The following is a 15722-nucleotide window of genomic DNA, read 5'->3' as shown; positions in this document are numbered from 1 at the left end:
ATACTTAGCGGGCAACGACAAAACGTTTGTCATCGTCCATAAAGGCTTTTTCACCCGCCGGAGCCACAATGGAACCGAAGTTCATATGGCCGCGCAGTTTCCAGTTCGCCGGAATATTCCAGCTACGCTGCACGTCAGCATCAACGAGCGGGTTGTAGTGTTGCAGGTTCGCGCCAATGCCTTTTTCGGCCAGCGCCAGCCAGACGGCGTACTGGGCAATACCGGTACTGTGTTCTGACCAGACGGGGAAGTTATCGGCGTAGGCAGCGAACTGCTCCTGCAACCCTTTCACCACGTCCTGATCTTCAAAGAACAGCACCGAACCCGCGGCGGCGGCAAAACCATCCAGTTTGTCGGATGTCGCTTTGAAACTCTCTTCCGGAACAATTTTTCTCAACTGCTCGCGGGTCAGCTCCCAGAACTTCGTATGCTCTTTACCTAACAGAATCAACGCACGGGAACTCTGCGAGTTAAACGCAGAAGGCGCCTGGCGAATGGCTTCTTTAATGGTTTCGATAACAACCTCTTCTGCAACCGGCAGATTTTTACCAAGAGCATAAATGGTTCTGCGCTGTTTCGCTAAAGCAAGAAAATTGTCTGACATAACGGCTCCTGAAGTTAATGGTAATTCCGTGGTGTCGCTATTTGCGGCCTGCGGGAACAAAGCGCTAAAAAGTTTCTGCAACGGGTTCATGGCTCGCCTTATCCTGTTTGTTATTCCGGCTGGGTAATTTATTTCGTCAGTTCAGCAGTCATATACACGCCGTTGTCAGCACGTGCGCTGGTGATTTTGTAAGACGCGTTGGCTTTTTCCGCCTGCGCAGCGATTTTGGCTTCAGCGGCGGAGAGCGTCGATGCGCTGGCGCTGATGCTCTGGGCAAAAGAACCGAAAGAGAGTGCGGACAGTGCGGCAACTGCAACGAAAGTTTTGATGAATTTCATGGTCGTATTCCTGCATTGTTTTGTTTGGGAGGGCTGTGTTGCCCTGATGTGATAAATCATATGCCTGATGAATACGAAGAAAAAGCTGAACTATTTGCGGATAACGTTCAAATAATTAGAACAACTATGGAATGAATTCTGCGCTAAAAGCGTCGCGATGCCCTGCCGCAGAGAGGGCAGGGAGAGGGAACAAACGTTCTCAGACGGCGATCCAGCGTCGCCAGATAAAACGCAATACGAAAAACTCAATGCAGCCAAGCAGTAAAAACCACAGGCAGTAGAGCAGGGTATAAAGCTGGTTCAAATCCAGCAGATGGAAGCGCTGCATCAGGCTTTGCGCCAGTTGCAGGCCCAGTGAGGGCGCGGGGAGCAGCAGGACAGAGATAAAGGCCATCAACAGAATGCCTGCCAGCGTAACCAGCGATTCGAGCGGGTGTTTCATAAGCGTTAATCATTGGTGAAAAAACGCATTGTCGGGGAAAGCACGCCGCAGCGCAACGTTCCCCGAACGGTGGATCATGCCACCACGAAGCGATCGACCAGCGTCGTCATGGTTTGTGATTGTTGATCCAGCATCTGGCTGGCGCTGGCGGCGCTGGCCACCAGCCCGGCGTTTTGCTGGGTCACCTGCTCCAGTTGGTTCAGCGCTTCATGCACCTGCGAGACGCCGAGCGACTGCTCGCCTGCCGCATGGGCGATATCGCTGACAAACGCCAGCATCTGCCCGGTATTGGCTTTCGCCGACTGTAAAGCCCGGTCGGAAGCCTGCACCAGCGTTACGCCCTGCTCGATCTGCTCCATATTCCTGCTTATTAATTCGCGGATCTGCCGGGCATCGCTGGCGCAGCGCTGCGACAGATTACGCACCTCGGAGGCTACCACCGCAAAGCCCTTGCCCAGATCCCCGGCGCGGGCCGCTTCTACCGCCGCATTCAGCGCCAGCAGGTTGGTCTGGAAAGAGATATCGTCGATGGAACTGACAATGCTGGAGATCTGCTCGCTGGAGCCGCGAATGGCGAGCATACTGCTGCTGGCTTCTGCCGCCACGCGGCTCGCTTCCTGCACCTGCTGCTCCATCTCTTCGGTCAGCCTTTTCGCTTCAATGGCGTTATCCGCCGTCAGATTCACCGCCGTGGCTATCTGCTCCATACTGGCGGCCGTTTCGACCAGCGATGCGGCCTGTTCATCGGTACGCGAAGCCAGATCCTGATTGCCATCGGCAATGTCCGCGCTGGCGCTGCGCAGCACGGCGGCGCCCTGTTTTATTTCGCTGACAATATGCTGAATGTTCTCAATGGCCTGGTTATAAGCGCGATTAAGCAGCGACAGCTCATCGCTACCGGGCACGTCGAGGCGCTGGGTCAGATCGCCATCCATCCCTTCGATGGTTGCCAGCGAGTGGTGCAACTGACGGTGAATGCTACTGGCGACCAGCAGGGCGAAGAACAGCGCCACCACCAGTGCCGCGACGCTAACCAGCGCAAAGATAATCACCCCGCGCCAGGCGCTGTCCGCCAGCGACTGCGCCGTGGCGAGCAGCGTATCGGAGGCTGAATCCTCCACCGTTTTGAGCGCATTAATCCGCGCCGTCTGAGCACTGAACCAGTCTGCGGGCGCCACGCCAAAATTGCCGTTTGCCGCATGGTCAATCGCCTGCTGGCGCAGTGCAAGGGCGTGCGTCGCTTGCGGCGTCTGCAACTGTGCGGCCAGTTTTTCATTTACTGCTGGCGTGTTGAAGGCCTGCGCCGCCGCGAACCACGACAGTTGCTTGCCCACCGTTTCATTCAACTGGCGAAACTGGCCGTCGGTAAAGCGATCGGCGGAGAAGACGTTCGACATCAGCGCGCGCTCGACGCCGGTCTGCTCTTTGGCATTCAGGATGCTGTAATAGGCCGCCAGTTGGTTGACGATCGCCCCGTTATCGGTCAACTGGCTGATCCCGCCGACGACATTAAGCAGGTCGTTAATCATGGCGCTGTACCACACCAGTGATTCGGTGCCGGTTACGCTCTGCCCGCGAATTTGCTGACGAAACGCGTCGATTCCCTGCCGATGTTGCTGAAATTGTTCCAGCGCGTGACGAATATCGCCATTCGCTTGCTGGAGGGGAAATTGTTTAAGTGCTTCAGTTAATTGCGTAATGGCTTTGGAAGAGTGTGGATATTGACCGTTTAATTCAGCGGAGAATTGTTGGCCTTTACTGCCTAAATATCCGGCACTCAATCCCCGTTCTTTTTGTAATTCATGAATAACGCTTCCGGCATATTTTGCCAGCAATGTTAAGTTCATAATGGTACGCATTTGCTGGCCTGTTTCAAGACGACTCAGGATGCCGTTAGACGCTAACCCTATGAGTGCAAACAATAAAGGAAAAAGTGCCAGCAATAATTTCAATTTCATTGATAAACGATAAATCCATCTCATACAGATGCCTCAGGTTGGCTTTAACTTATATGGCTTATCGGGGAGAAAGAGGCATTCTTTATTTATAACACGAGGCTTGTTGATATTTATCAATTCCGGCAGGGGCTTCTACCACTTTATGATTATTACTTTGTAAGTAACGCTGAAAATATATTTTAGCGCAGCAAAGCATTAAGCTGCGCTAAAATTATCAATTGAGTAAATTCTGATTAGCCTGCTGCCCAAATTTCGGCATGTTTCTGCACCAGGCCAATTAATGAGCCGCCATCCGCCACAAAGTCGCGCATCAGTTGCGCTTCATTCTTGCCGCGTTTGACTCGCGCTGCCAGTTCATCCAGTGCGCTACCGGCATGGAGCTTGTCGGCCCACGGCGCGATTTTTTCCAGCAGACGCGTGAGATCTTCGCCAATGGTGTACTGCTCGCCGCTGTGAACGTCGGTAATAATCCCGTCCAGGCCGTAACGGCACGCCTGGAAGCGGTTGAACTTGTACAGCAGGTAATCCTGCGGCTGGTGCTTAAAGGGGCGCTCGGCCAGCAGCCAGTGCGACACCGCCTGAATAAGCCCGGCAATATTAATGGCGTGGGAAAGCGTCAGCGGCGTGTCCATCACCCGCACCTCAACCGTGCCAAAATTGGGGCTGGGGCGAATATCCCAGTGCAGATCTTTAATGCTCTCAATCATCGAGGTGTAGCTTAAGCGGCGAAACAGACCGGTAAATTCTTGCCAGTTCGCCACCCACGGCATCGGGCCATTATCCGGAAAGGCGGAGAAAAGATTGAGGCGCGACGAGGCGTAGCGGGTGTCGGTGCCCTGGCTGTAGGGCGAAGCGGCGCTAAGCGCAATAAAGTGCGGGACAAAGCGGGAAAGGCCATGCAGCAAATAGATGGCGTCGTCGCCATTCGCGCAGCCGACGTGTACATGCTGGCCAAACACGGTCGCCTGCTGCATCAGATAACCGAACATTTCCACCGTGCGGGCATAGCGCTCATCCTCGCACACCAACTGGCGCTGCCATTTCTGGAATGGATGCGTGCCGCCGCCGCAAATCTGTACGTGATGCGCCGACGCGGTTTGCAAAATTATCTGTTGCATGGCAGAAAACTGGTGCGCCGCCTGATGGATGTCGCGGCAAACGCCGGTGGCGATCTCCAGCATACTTTCGGTGATATCGTGCTTCACTTCGCCACCTGTCACCTGGCTTTTCATCGCCTCTATCAACCGGGATGAGTCCTGGCTTAAATCGTAGCCCGGCGGGTTAACCACCTGTAATTCCACTTCAATACCGAGGGTCAGCGGATCCGAAACATGAAAATCGGCTAGCGGCATAGTCGTCCCTTATGAAATGAGTTTCCATTATTATGGAAGTGAATGACTGATCCTTCCTCTTTTGCCGCCGCATGCGTTACCCGTATTGAAGTGATTGCTTATGATTTATGCATGATCATGAAAAGATTTAATAAATAGTCGCACAGAAAAATAATATCGCCAGGAAACCACTATTCTCCCGATTTAATGGTGCATTTTTGCAACATTTTTCCCGAAATGGGTGCGCCTACTGCCGTGAACTATATAAAGCTGTTATCCGTAACACCGCGTAATACCCTGAGCAATAACCCTTTCTGATATTTTCCGCGTCTGAATGCGATAAATTCTTGTTTATTCGGCTGGTATGTATCTTGCCTGTTAAATGTCTCATTTATTTAACAGGGACACTGTGATGCTTAATCAATCTTTTTGGCGTAAACACCGTATTGCGGCCGCGATTGGCGCACTGGCGCTGGCAGGGGGATTGCAGGCGCAGGCCTCAACATTGCGTATCGCCATGACCGCAGCGGATATCCCGTTAACGCTGGGCCAGCCCGACCAGGGCTTTGAAGGCAATCGCTTTACCGGTATTCCGCTATATGACGCGCTGGTGGAGTGGGATCTGTCGCAAGGCGAAAAACCGAGCGGGTTGGTGCCGGGGCTGGCAACCGAATGGCATGTTGATCCGCAAAACCAGAGCCGCTGGATCTTCACGCTGCGCCCTGGTGTGAAGTTTCACGACGGCACGGAAGTGAATGCCGACGCCATTGTCTGGAACGTGGGTAAAGTGCTGGATAAAGCCGCGCCGCAATATGCGCCGGGGCAAATCGGCAACACGTTATCGCGTATGCCGACGCTGACCGGCGCTGAAAAAATTGACGATCACACGGTCGCGCTCACCACCTCAGAGCCGGATGCACTGCTGCCGTACAACATCACCAATCTGTTTATTGTCTCGCCGACAGCGTGGCAGAAAATCTATGACGCGGTTCCGGCTTCAACAGGCGATACCGCCGCACGCAGCAAACAAGCATGGACCACCTTTGCCTCGCAGGCCATCGGCAGCGGGCCATTCAAGCTGGAAAAACTGGTGCCGCGCCAGCAGTTGATCCTCGATAAAAACCCGGATTACTGGAACAAAGACCGCATCCCGCGCGTCGATAAAGTGGTGCTGATCCCGCTACCGGAAGCCAACGCCCGCACCGCCGCGCTGCTGTCGAAACAGGTGGACTGGATTGAAGCGCCAGCGCCGGATGCGGTCGATCAGATCAAAGCGCAGGGTTTTAAAATCTACGCCAACACCCAGCCGCACCTCTGGCCGTGGCAGTTCTCCTTCCTGGAAGGTTCGCCGTGGCGCGACATTCGCGTGCGCAAAGCCGCCAACCTCTGCCTCAACCGTTCCGAGCTGAAAAGCTATCTCGGCGGTTATATGTCCGAAGCCACTGGCGTTTATGAAGAGGGCAACCCGTGGCGTGGCAAGCCGACATTCCAGATCAAATACGATCCCGATACTGCACGTAAGTTAATGACTGAAGCGGGCTATAGCGAAAGCAAACCGCTGCACGTTACCGTGGCGACCTCCGCCTCGGGTTCCGGCCAGATGCAGCCGTTGCCGATGAATGAATATATCCAGCAGAGCCTGAAAAGCTGCTATTTCAACGTTGATATCAAGGTCAACGAGTGGAACACGCTGTTCACCAACTGGCGTTTAGGAGCGAAAGATCCGTCCGCGCAGGGGGTTAATGCCATCAACGTCAGCGCGGCGGTGACCGACCCGTACTTCGGCATGATCCGCTTCTCTACTGCAAAAGCCTTCCCGCCTACCGCCACCAACTGGGGTTACTTCACCTCGCCGGAAACCGAAAAACTGGCGGCCGCCGTCAAACACGCTTTCACCCCGGCCGAGATGGATAAAGCCGCCGGTGAGCTGCATGCCGCGCTGGTGGATCAGGTGCCGTTCCTGTTTGTGGCGCACGACGTTGGCCCGCGCGCCATCTCCCCGGCCGTGACCGGCGTGGTGCAACCGCAGAGCTGGTTTATTGATTTAAGTCTGGTGAGCAAGAAAGAGTAACCGAGGAGGGGCCATGATCAGCACACTTTTCTACCGCGTTTTGCTGGCTATTCCGACCATGTTAGGGGTAGCGGTAATCTGTTTTCTGCTGGTGCAAATCGCGCCGGGCGATCCGCTGGTGTCGGTGATGCCGCCGGATGCGTCCGAAGCGATGCGCCAGACGCTGATGCAGGCCTACGGTTTTGACAAGCCGCTGCCGGTGCAGTTTGTGCACTGGCTGTGGCGGGCGCTGCATGGCGATCTGGGTATGTCGATCGCCACCGGGCGTCCGGTGATGAGCGAGGTGATGACCGCCGTCACCTACTCATTGCGCCTTGCGCTGCTGGCAACGCTGATTGGCTTTGTGCTCGGCAGCCTGTTTGGTTTTGTCGCGGGCTACTTTCGCAACAGCATTATCGATCGCGTGGCCTCGCTGCTCTCGGTCTTCGGTGTCAGCGTGCCGCACTACTGGCTCGGCATGCTGCTGGTGATTGTGTTCTGCGTCAAGTTCGCGCTACTGCCCGCTACCGGCGGCGGGCCGATTGGCGAAACCGGCTGGCAGTGGGACTGGGCGCATCTGCAATTTATGCTGCTGCCCGCCGTCACGCTGTCGGTGATCCCCACCGGCATTATCGCCCGCACCGTGCGTTCGCAGGTGGCGGATATTCTGAGCCAGGAGTTTATCGTCGGGCTGCGCGCCCGCGGCCTCAATGAATCGCGCATCTTTCTGCATGTGGTGAAAAACGCTGCGCCGACCGCGCTGGCGGTGATGGGCTTGCAGGTTGGCTATCTGATGGGCGGCTCGATTCTGGTAGAAACGGTCTTTTCATGGCCCGGCACCGGGCTGCTGCTCAATACCGCCATCTTCCAGCGCGACTTGCCACTCTTACAGGGGACGATCTGGGTGCTGGCGCTGTTCTTCGTGCTGCTCAATCTGCTGGTGGATGTGCTGCAAACCTCTCTCGATCCGCGCATTAAGAGGAGCTAACGATGGTGGATAGCGTAACGCCAAAAATCAACGTTGCCGCCGCGCCGATTGCGGCGACGCAGGGCTACTGGCGCGGCGTGGGCGCGCGGTTACTGCGCGATCCCACGGGCATGGTGGTCGGAAGCATTATTCTGCTGTTGCTGCTGATGGCACTGTTCGGGCCGTGGCTGATGCTCAAAGATCCTTACCAGACCTCAATGTTTTTGCGCCTGAAACCGATCGGCACCGAAGGATTCCCGCTCGGTTCCGATGAGCTGGGGCGCGATATGCTCTCACGCCTGATCCTCGGCACGCGCCTGTCGTTGTTTATGGGGATTGTGCCGGTGGTGTTCGCCTTTTTTATCGGCGGCACCATCGGGATTATCGCCGGTTATACCGGCGGGAAAACCAACACCCTGATCATGCGCACCATAGATATTTTCTACGCCTTTCCGTCGGTGTTGCTGGCGATTGCGCTCTCCGGCGCGATGGGCGCAGGCATTGGCAATGCGCTGCTTTCGCTGACGCTGGTGTTTGTGCCGCAAGTGGCGCGCATTGCCGAAAGCGTCACCGCGCAGGTGCGGCATATGGATTATATCGATGCCGCCCGCGCCACCGGCGCCAGTGCGTTCACCATTATTCGTGTGCAGGTGCTGGGTAATGTGCTGGGGCCGATCTTCGTCTTCTCTACCGGCCTGATTTCCGTCTGCATGATCCTCGCTTCCGGCTTGTCGTTTCTCGGCCTTGGCGTGCGTCCGCCGGAGCCAGAATGGGGATTGATGCTCAACACGCTGCGCACCGCCATTTATACCCAGCCGTGGGTGGCGGCGCTGCCGGGGATGATGATTTTCATCACCTCGATCTCGTTTAACGTTCTGGCGGATCGTCTGCGCGCCGCCATGGCGATCAAGGAGTAACAGCATGCAACCTTTTATCAATGTCGATATTGGCGGCCCGGCGCAGCCGCTGCTGCGGGTGAACAATCTGCTGAAGCATTTTCACCTCGGCGTGCGTAAAGGCCATGACGTGGTGCAGGCGGTGGATAACGTCAGCTTTGAAGTGCACAAGGGGGAAACCCTCGGCGTGGTGGGGGAGTCCGGCTGCGGAAAATCAACCACCGCCCGGTTACTGATGCAACTGCTGACGCAGGACAGCGGCGAACTGGTGTTTGATGGCGAGGCTGTCGGTTCATCGCGCTTGCCGCTGAAAGCCTACCGCCGCCAGGTGCAGATGGTGTTTCAGGACAGCTACGCCTCGCTGAACCCGCGCATGACCATGGAAGAGAGCATCGCCTTTGGCCAGCAGGTACACGGCATCAGCTGCAAAGAGGCCAGTGAGTATGCCCGTTATTTGCTGGCGCACGTTGGGCTGGAGCCTGCGCGGTTTGCGCACCGCTATCCGCACGCCTTATCCGGCGGTCAGCGCCAGCGCGTCAATATTGCCCGCGCGCTGGCGATGAAACCCCGGCTGGTGATCCTCGACGAAGCGGTTTCCGCGCTGGATAAATCCGTGGAAGCGCAGGTGCTGCAACTGTTGCAGGAGTTAAAACGCACCCTCGATCTCACCTATGTGTTTATCAGCCACGATCTGCATGTGGTGCGCTGGCTGTCGGATCGCATTCTGGTGATGTACCTCGGCGAAGTGGTGGAAATTGGCCCAGCGGAAGCGCTGTTTACCGCTTCCGCGCACCCTTATACCCGCGCGTTACTTAGCTCGATGCCGTCGATGGACCCGCATAACCGCACCGAGGTTTCGCCGCTCTCCGGCGATCCGCCAAGCCCTATTTCACCGCCTGCGGGCTGCCGTTTTCATACCCGCTGCCCGCACGCAAAAGCGGTCTGTTCGCAGGTGAAACCGCAACTGGCGCTGGTTGGCGAGGCGCATCAAAGCGCCTGCCTGATGGCGCAGCCGGATTCGCCCTGGCACCGGGATATTCCGCTACAGGAGGTGAGTGATGTCGCATGAAGCGTTCGTCCATATTCGCGATCTTCGCGTCGAATTTCGCCGTGACGGGCAGACCGTCAATGCGGTCAACGGCGTTTCGTTTGATGTCCGCAAAGGCGAAGTGATGGCGCTGATTGGCGAATCCGGCTCCGGTAAAAGCGTCACCCTGCGGGCCTTGATGCGCCTGCATCCGCCGCAGAGCAGCCAGCTTAGCGGCACGATGAATGTTGGCGGTGCAGCGGTGCTGGCAATGAACAGCCGCCAGTTGCGCCACTACCGCGGGAAAATCTGCGCGATGATTTTCCAGGAGCCGCTGCTGGCGTTTGACCCGGTTTACACCATCGGCCAACAAATTGTGGAAGGCTTGCGGCGTCACGAAGGGCTGTCGCGCAATGATGCGAAAGCGCGGGCGCTGGAGGTGTTGCGCCAGGTGCGTATTCCCAGCCCGGAGCGCCGTCTTGAGGCCTATCCGCATGAGATGTCCGGCGGCATGCGCCAGCGGGCGATGATTGCGCTGGCGCTCTCCTGCAACCCGGAACTGCTGCTGGCCGATGAACCGACCACCGCGCTGGATGCCACCGTGCAAATCCAGATCCTGATCCTGCTGCGTGAGCAGCAAAAACTGCGCGATCTGTCGATTATCTTCGTCACCCACGATATTGGTGCGGCGGTGGAGATCGCCGATCGGGTGGCGGTGATGTACGCCGGGCGCATCGTGGAAGAGGCACCGATTGCCGACATTCTCGCGCAGCCGCGCCATCCCTACACCCGCGTACTGCTCGGCAGCCGCCCGAAAGAGGGGCTGAAAAAGGGCGATGCGCTGCACTGCATTCCCGGCTCGCCGCCGGATCTGGCCGCTCTGCCGCCGGGCTGTGCGTTTGCCGCCCGTTGTCCTCACGCGCAGGCTGTCTGCCACCAGCAACAACCCGTTACGGAACAGGTCGCCGAACGCCATGTGGTCAGTTGCCACCGCTGGCGCGAACTGACAACCGACATCACACCACAGCAGGCATTCGCCTGAAACCGGGGAGGTAACATGCAGGATCCACGGGCTTTTATGCCTTATCCCTTCGTCGCTGTGCCGCAGGCGGAAAGCGGCCCGCTGAGCGGCCTGACGTTTGCGGCAAAAGATCTGTTTGATGTCGCAGGCTATCCCACGGGCGGCGGCAACCCGCACGTGCTTGCTGCCTCGGGCATCAAAACCACCACTGCGCCCGCCGTGCAAATGCTGCTGGACGGTGGTGCGCGGTTTGTCGGTAAAACCCATACCAGCGAACTGGCCTATTCGATGAGCGGCCATAACATCCATTACGGTACGCCGCGCAATGGCGCAGCGCCGCTGCGCATTCCTGGCGGCTCGTCGTCCGGTTCGGCCTCGGCGGTATCCCATGGTCTGTGTGATATCGCGCTCGGTACCGACACCGGCGGTTCGGTGCGCACGCCTGCCAGCTATTGCGGCCTGTTTGGTCTGCGCCCAACCCACGGGCGCATTTCGCTGGCAGGCTGCCAGCCGCTGTGCGCCACCATGGACACCTGCGGTTTCTTCGCCCGCACGCCACAGGCGTTTAGCGCAGCAGCCCGTTGCCTGCTCGGTGACGACACCTTCACACCCGCGCAGACTGAACTGGCCTGCCATGAAGCGCTGTTTGCCGCGCTCCCGCCGCACAGCCAGCAGGCGCTGCTGCCGGTACGGGAAAAGCTCGCGCAACACTTTGGTGAGATCGCCTCGCTGGATGCGCCGCTGCCGGAGCGCGAAGCCGTTTACACCGCGTTTCGCCAGATTCAGGGCTATGAAGCCTGGCAGTCGCAGGGCCATAACATTGAAAGGCTGGGCATGCAACTGGGGCCGGATGTGGCGGAGCGCTTTGCATACGGCAAAGCGGTCACGGAGGCGGAGTTCGCTGCGGCGTGCCAGCTTCGCGAAGCCTTTACCGCCTGGTGGCAGACGCAACTGGGCGATCGCATTCTGCTACTGCCGACCGTGCCGGATGCGGCGCCGTTATTAACGGCCGCACCAGAAGAGATCGAAGCCACGCGGCGCATCTCTCACGACTTGTTGCTGATAGCGGTGCTGACTCGTCGCCCGCAGGTCAATATTCCAGTGACCACGATTGACGGCGCGCCGCTGGGGATTTCACTGATCGGCCCGTGCGGCAGCGATGCGCTACTGGTGTCGATGGCTACCACCTTTATGCAGGAGAAATAAGATGACAAGCGAAGTTTTGCACAGCCGCGCGCTGGCGCTGAGCGACTGCCGGGTTAACGGCGAGCGGTTATGGGATTCCCTGATGGAGCTGGCGAAAATCGGCGCGACGCCAAAAGGCGGTTGCTGTCGTCTGACGTTAACCGATCTCGACCGTCAGGGGCGCGATTTGGTGATTGGCTGGGGCAAAGCGGCCGGGTTGAGTATCACCATTGATAAAATCGGCAACGTGTTTATGCGCCGCGAAGGGCGCAACCCGAACCTGCCGCCGATTGTGGCGGGCAGCCATATCGACACGCAACCGACCGGCGGCAAATTCGACGGTAACTTTGGCGTGCTGGCCGCGCTGGAAGTGGTGCGTACGCTCAACGATTTGCAGATTGCAACCGAGCATCCGCTGGAAGTGGTGTTCTGGACCAATGAAGAAGGCTCGCGCTTTGTGCCGGTGATGATGGGTTCCGGCGTCTTTGCTGGCGTTTTCCCGCTGGAGAAAATCTACGCCGCCACCGATGCCGAAGACAAAACCGTGCGGCAAGAGCTGGAGAAGATTGGTTACATTGGCGAGCAAACACCGGGCGATCATCCGCTGGCGGCCTACTTTGAAGCGCATATCGAACAGGGGCCGATTCTGGAAGAAGAGGAAAAAGTGATCGGCGTGGTGCAGGGCGTACTGGGCATCCGCTGGTATGACTGCACCGTTACGGGGATGGAATCCCACGCCGGGCCAACGCCGATGCATCTGCGCCAGGATGCGTTGCAGGTGGCGACGCACATTATGCAGGAAGTGGTGGCGATTGCCGGGCGCAGCGAGCAGGGGCGCGGCACGGTGGGTATGGTGCAGGTGCATCCGAACAGCCGCAACGTGGTGCCGGGCGAAGTGAAATTCTCCGTGGATATGCGCAACATCAGCGATGCTGCCGTCGATGAGATGGACGCGCAACTGCGTGCTTTTACCGCCAAAGTGGCTCAGGAAACGGGGCTGGGCGTCACGCTGGAGCAGGTCAGCCACTATCCGGCCGCGCCGTTTGACGCGCAGTGCCAGCAGACGATTGGCCGCGCGGCGCAGCAGCTTGGTTATTCGTCGCGCCCGATTGTCTCTGGCGCTGGTCACGATGCGGTTTATATGAGCTACCTTGCGCCGACCGGAATGATCTTTATTCCCTGCAAAGACGGCATCAGCCATAACGAAATTGAGTATGCCGCGCCGGAACATGTCACTGCCGGGGCAAATGTGCTGTTGCAGGTGATGATGGAGTACGCGAAAGCACAGTGAGAAAACCGCCCTCATCGGGGCGGTTTAGCAGAACTGCTCAAGCTGCCCGCGCAGGACTTCCACACCGGGGGCAATTGCCTGCGGGTTAATGGCGTGAAAGCCCATGCGGAAAAAGTTATCCGGCGGCGCGGCATTGAGAAAATGGCGCGCGCCAGGTTCAATCAGTACCCCCGCATGCGCGGCCCGCCAGGTCAGTTGCTGCGTGCTGATATGCTCCGGCGTGCGCAGCCAGAACGCGTTGGCATGCTCGCTGCCGTCCATCATCTGACACTCCGGTAAAAAGGTGCGCAGCGCATTGTGCAGGCTGTCCCAGCGGCGGGCGGAATCCTCGTGGTAGCGGCGCAAATGGGTTTCGTAGTGCCCCTGGGCGAGGAAATGCGCCATTTGGTACTGAATGTTGGTCGGCGGATGGCGGTACACCAGGCGGCGCAGCGCGCGCGCCTCATCAATAATCTCCGGCGCGGCGACCATAAATCCAAGGCGCAGCCCCGGCGAGAGCGCTTTCGACAGGCTGCTGACGTAGATCACCCGTCCGCTGCGATCGCTGGCTTTCAGCGCGGGCAGCGGGTTCTGCATAAAGTTACTTTCCGAGTCGTAATCATCTTCAATCACCACCGCATCGTGGCGGGTGGCGTAGTCCAGCAACTGCGTGCGCCGCGCTTTGCTCATCGTCACCCCGGTCGGAACCTGGTGGCCTGGTGTCACGTAGTAGTAGTCGCAGGGCGTGTCATTGAGCACCAGCCCTTCGCTGTCTACCGGGTGCGGCACAATCTGCGTATCGCTTAATAAAAAGGTGTTGATGGCTTCGCGAAAGCTGGGGTTCTCCACCGCCACGCGGGTTTCTTCAGACATCAGCAGGCGCGTCAGCAGGTAGAGCGCGTTTTGCGAGCCAAGGGTAATCAGAATTTCATCCGGCGCGGCGACAATGCCGCGTTTGGGCAGCACGCGTGTACGGATCTGCTCAACCAGCATCGGCACATCCTGGTCGATATGGTCAATCACCCAGGCCGGATCGCGCACGCCGCCGTGCAGCCAGTTTGCCGCCGCGCGCCAGGTGGCGAGGGGAAACTGCTGGGTGTCGGGCTGGCCGTAGATAAACGGGTAGCGGTAGTGCATCCAGCCGGCGGGTTTGAGAATCGACTCCTGCTGGCTGGGGGTAATTTTCAGGCGATTGCCCCATCGTGGTGCATCGCCCTCGCATTCGGGTGCAGCCGCGATACTCTGCCCACTCGCTGGGCCAGCGGAATAATAATCCGGATGCAGGTAGTAACCACTGCGCGGGCGACTAACCAGATAACCTTCGTTGACCAGGCTTTCAAACACCAGCGCCGTGGTATTGCGCGAGACGCCAAGCTGGCTGGCGAGCTGGCGGCACGAAGGGAGAGGGGTATCAGCCGGGAAAATACCACTCAGAATGGCATTAACCAGCGATTCGCGAACTTGCTCCTGCAGTCCACGCCGGGCGTCAAAATTTACGTTCAGTAGATGGCGAATCATGCTGCACTCCTCTCGATATATCTTCTACAGGAGTTGAGCAAGTTTCATACCAGATTCCGGCAAACTGACACATCCATTTGCAAAAACTGGCTCTATTCAGAAGCGACTTTGCCTCCCTATTGTAAAAACGCAGTCACAAAACGCCGGGCGAGTTTCTGATTCGGCATATATCTTGCAAAGCTTCCGGCACCCCTGGAATGTACCGGTCTGGCAAATTAAATAAGGGTGGAGAGATGAAAAAAGTATTCGGCAAATATTGTCTTGCAGCCATGATCTCTTTGGCATTTTCATTACACGCAGTGGCAGCGGATTTACCTGAAATTGAAAAATCCGGCACGATGAAAGTCGCGACCGAAGATGATTATGCGCCGTTTAACTTTATGAATAACGGCCAGACGGATGGTTTTAACAAGGACATGCTTGAAGAGCTGCGTAAATACGCAAAATTCAATATCAACCAAAGTATTTTGCCGTGGACCGGCTTACTCGCTGCGGTCTCTACCGGGCAATATGATATGGCCCTCACTGGCGCGGTAATTACCGACGAACGCCTCAACGTATTTAATTTCACCCCGCCGTGGGCATCCGCACAGCACTATTTCGTGAAACGCGCCGATGACAAAACGTTAAATACCATTGCCGATCTCAGCGGTAAAAAAGTGGGTGTTCAGGCGGGCAGCGCACTGCTGGCGCGTTTGCCGGAACTGAAAGCGATGCTGGAAAAAGTGGGCGGCAAACTTGGTCCGGTGGTTGAGTATCAATCCTACCCGGAAGCCTATGCTGACCTGGCGAACAAACGCGTCGATTACGTCATTAACGTGGTGATTTCGGTGAACGACCTGGTGAAAGCGAAGCCGAAAGTATTCGCCAAAGGGCTGGCGGTTTCTGGCCCTGGCTATATGGCCTGGCCAATCCCGAAAAACTCGCCGGAATTGCTGAAGTTCATGACCGGGTTTATGAACCACATGACCGAAACCGGCAAGCTGACTGAGTTGCAGAAAAAATGGTTCGGTGAGACCTACGAATTGCCGAAAGAGCCGATCACCAGCGCCGATCAGTTCCACAAGTTAGCCGGTCTGTAAGTGTAACGCGGCGGGGCACCGCCGCACGTTTTA

The 15722-nt window shown here is 57.4% G+C and carries 14 protein-coding genes; 8 read left to right on the top strand and 6 right to left on the bottom strand.

What is annotated here, in order from left to right:
- Positions 1–4: 4 nt before the first annotated feature.
- From C0557_RS17870 to C0557_RS17850, 5 genes are all read right to left on the bottom strand, one after another.
- Positions 5–604, bottom strand: a complete 600-nt coding sequence (locus C0557_RS17870; protein WP_208659953.1) for a nitroreductase family protein — start codon at positions 602–604, stop codon at positions 5–7.
- Between the two features lie 128 nt (positions 605–732).
- The gene (locus C0557_RS17865; protein WP_007370927.1) at positions 733–942 is read right to left on the bottom strand and encodes a YdgH/BhsA/McbA-like domain containing protein; all 210 of its coding nucleotides are present in this window, start codon (positions 940–942) and stop codon (positions 733–735) included.
- A gap of 199 nt (positions 943–1141) precedes the next feature.
- Complete coding sequence (locus C0557_RS17860; RefSeq protein WP_072439994.1) at positions 1142–1384, bottom strand: DUF1158 family protein; 243 nt, start codon at positions 1382–1384, stop codon at positions 1142–1144.
- Positions 1385–1458: 74 nt separating this feature from the next.
- Positions 1459–3366, bottom strand: a complete 1908-nt coding sequence (locus C0557_RS17855) for a methyl-accepting chemotaxis protein (protein WP_208659951.1) — start codon at positions 3364–3366, stop codon at positions 1459–1461.
- A 209-nt stretch (positions 3367–3575) separates the two neighbouring features.
- A complete protein-coding gene (locus C0557_RS17850; protein WP_208659949.1) occupies positions 3576–4694 on the bottom strand; it encodes a YbdK family carboxylate-amine ligase in 1119 nt (372 codons plus the stop codon).
- A 391-nt stretch (positions 4695–5085) separates the two neighbouring features.
- Here C0557_RS17850 and C0557_RS17845 point away from each other — a divergent pair, with 391 nt between their 5' ends.
- From C0557_RS17845 to C0557_RS17815, 7 genes are read left to right on the top strand one after another with little or no spacing between them, the layout of a single operon-like run.
- The gene (locus tag C0557_RS17845) at positions 5086–6744 is read left to right on the top strand and encodes an ABC transporter substrate-binding protein (RefSeq protein ID WP_208659946.1); all 1659 of its coding nucleotides are present in this window, start codon (positions 5086–5088) and stop codon (positions 6742–6744) included.
- Positions 6745–6757: 13 nt separating this feature from the next.
- Positions 6758–7711, top strand: a complete 954-nt coding sequence (locus C0557_RS17840; RefSeq protein ID WP_007370932.1) for an ABC transporter permease — start codon at positions 6758–6760, stop codon at positions 7709–7711.
- Positions 7712–7713: 2 nt separating this feature from the next.
- Positions 7714–8607, top strand: coding sequence for an ABC transporter permease (locus C0557_RS17835; RefSeq protein ID WP_208659944.1), 894 nt, complete (start codon positions 7714–7716; stop codon positions 8605–8607).
- Positions 8608–8611: 4 nt separating this feature from the next.
- Entirely contained in the window at positions 8612–9655 is a 1044-nt protein-coding gene (locus C0557_RS17830; protein WP_208659942.1) for an ABC transporter ATP-binding protein, read from the top strand.
- Entirely contained in the window at positions 9645–10655 is a 1011-nt protein-coding gene (locus tag C0557_RS17825; RefSeq protein ID WP_208659940.1) for an ABC transporter ATP-binding protein, read from the top strand. Before C0557_RS17830 ends, C0557_RS17825 begins: the two co-directional genes overlap by 11 nt.
- Before the next feature lie 15 nt (positions 10656–10670).
- The gene (locus tag C0557_RS17820; protein WP_208659937.1) at positions 10671–11840 is read left to right on the top strand and encodes an amidase; all 1170 of its coding nucleotides are present in this window, start codon (positions 10671–10673) and stop codon (positions 11838–11840) included.
- Position 11841: 1 nt separating this feature from the next.
- On the top strand, positions 11842–13110 hold the full coding sequence (locus C0557_RS17815; RefSeq protein ID WP_208659935.1) for a Zn-dependent hydrolase: 1269 nt from the start codon (positions 11842–11844) through the stop codon (positions 13108–13110).
- A 24-nt stretch (positions 13111–13134) separates the two neighbouring features.
- Here the strand turns inward: C0557_RS17815 and C0557_RS17810 are convergent, their stop codons facing one another.
- On the bottom strand, positions 13135–14607 hold the full coding sequence (locus C0557_RS17810) for a PLP-dependent aminotransferase family protein (protein WP_208659933.1): 1473 nt from the start codon (positions 14605–14607) through the stop codon (positions 13135–13137).
- A 233-nt stretch (positions 14608–14840) separates the two neighbouring features.
- Here C0557_RS17810 and C0557_RS17805 point away from each other — a divergent pair, with 233 nt between their 5' ends.
- Complete coding sequence (locus C0557_RS17805) at positions 14841–15689, top strand: transporter substrate-binding domain-containing protein (RefSeq protein WP_007370939.1); 849 nt, start codon at positions 14841–14843, stop codon at positions 15687–15689.
- Positions 15690–15722: the final 33 nt, after the last annotated feature.

It is taken from the genome of Kosakonia sp. MUSA4, assembly GCF_013085925.1.
GTDB classification, from domain to species: Bacteria; Pseudomonadota; Gammaproteobacteria; order Enterobacterales; family Enterobacteriaceae; genus Kosakonia; species Kosakonia sacchari_B.
This window is presented reverse-complemented; position numbering and strand designations above follow the sequence as displayed.

What these genes read in the sequence shown, in the direction of transcription:
- C0557_RS17870 (WP_208659953.1), bottom strand. Translation starts at nt 604, where the DNA reads ATGTCAGACAATTTTCTTGCTTTAGCGAAACAGCGCAGAACCATTTAT.
- C0557_RS17865 (WP_007370927.1), bottom strand. Translation starts at nt 942, where the DNA reads ATGAAATTCATCAAAACTTTCGTTGCAGTTGCCGCACTGTCCGCACTC.
- C0557_RS17860 (WP_072439994.1), bottom strand. Translation starts at nt 1,384, where the DNA reads ATGAAACACCCGCTCGAATCGCTGGTTACGCTGGCAGGCATTCTGTTG.
- C0557_RS17855 (WP_208659951.1), bottom strand. Translation starts at nt 3,366, where the DNA reads ATGAGATGGATTTATCGTTTATCAATGAAATTGAAATTATTGCTGGCA.
- C0557_RS17850 (WP_208659949.1), bottom strand. Translation starts at nt 4,694, where the DNA reads ATGCCGCTAGCCGATTTTCATGTTTCGGATCCGCTGACCCTCGGTATT.
- C0557_RS17845 (WP_208659946.1), top strand. Translation starts at nt 5,086, where the DNA reads ATGCTTAATCAATCTTTTTGGCGTAAACACCGTATTGCGGCCGCGATT.
- C0557_RS17840 (WP_007370932.1), top strand. Translation starts at nt 6,758, where the DNA reads ATGATCAGCACACTTTTCTACCGCGTTTTGCTGGCTATTCCGACCATG.
- C0557_RS17835 (WP_208659944.1), top strand. Translation starts at nt 7,714, where the DNA reads ATGGTGGATAGCGTAACGCCAAAAATCAACGTTGCCGCCGCGCCGATT.
- C0557_RS17830 (WP_208659942.1), top strand. Translation starts at nt 8,612, where the DNA reads ATGCAACCTTTTATCAATGTCGATATTGGCGGCCCGGCGCAGCCGCTG.
- C0557_RS17825 (WP_208659940.1), top strand. Translation starts at nt 9,645, where the DNA reads ATGTCGCATGAAGCGTTCGTCCATATTCGCGATCTTCGCGTCGAATTT.
- C0557_RS17820 (WP_208659937.1), top strand. Translation starts at nt 10,671, where the DNA reads ATGCAGGATCCACGGGCTTTTATGCCTTATCCCTTCGTCGCTGTGCCG.
- C0557_RS17815 (WP_208659935.1), top strand. Translation starts at nt 11,842, where the DNA reads ATGACAAGCGAAGTTTTGCACAGCCGCGCGCTGGCGCTGAGCGACTGC.
- C0557_RS17810 (WP_208659933.1), bottom strand. Translation starts at nt 14,607, where the DNA reads ATGATTCGCCATCTACTGAACGTAAATTTTGACGCCCGGCGTGGACTG.
- C0557_RS17805 (WP_007370939.1), top strand. Translation starts at nt 14,841, where the DNA reads ATGAAAAAAGTATTCGGCAAATATTGTCTTGCAGCCATGATCTCTTTG.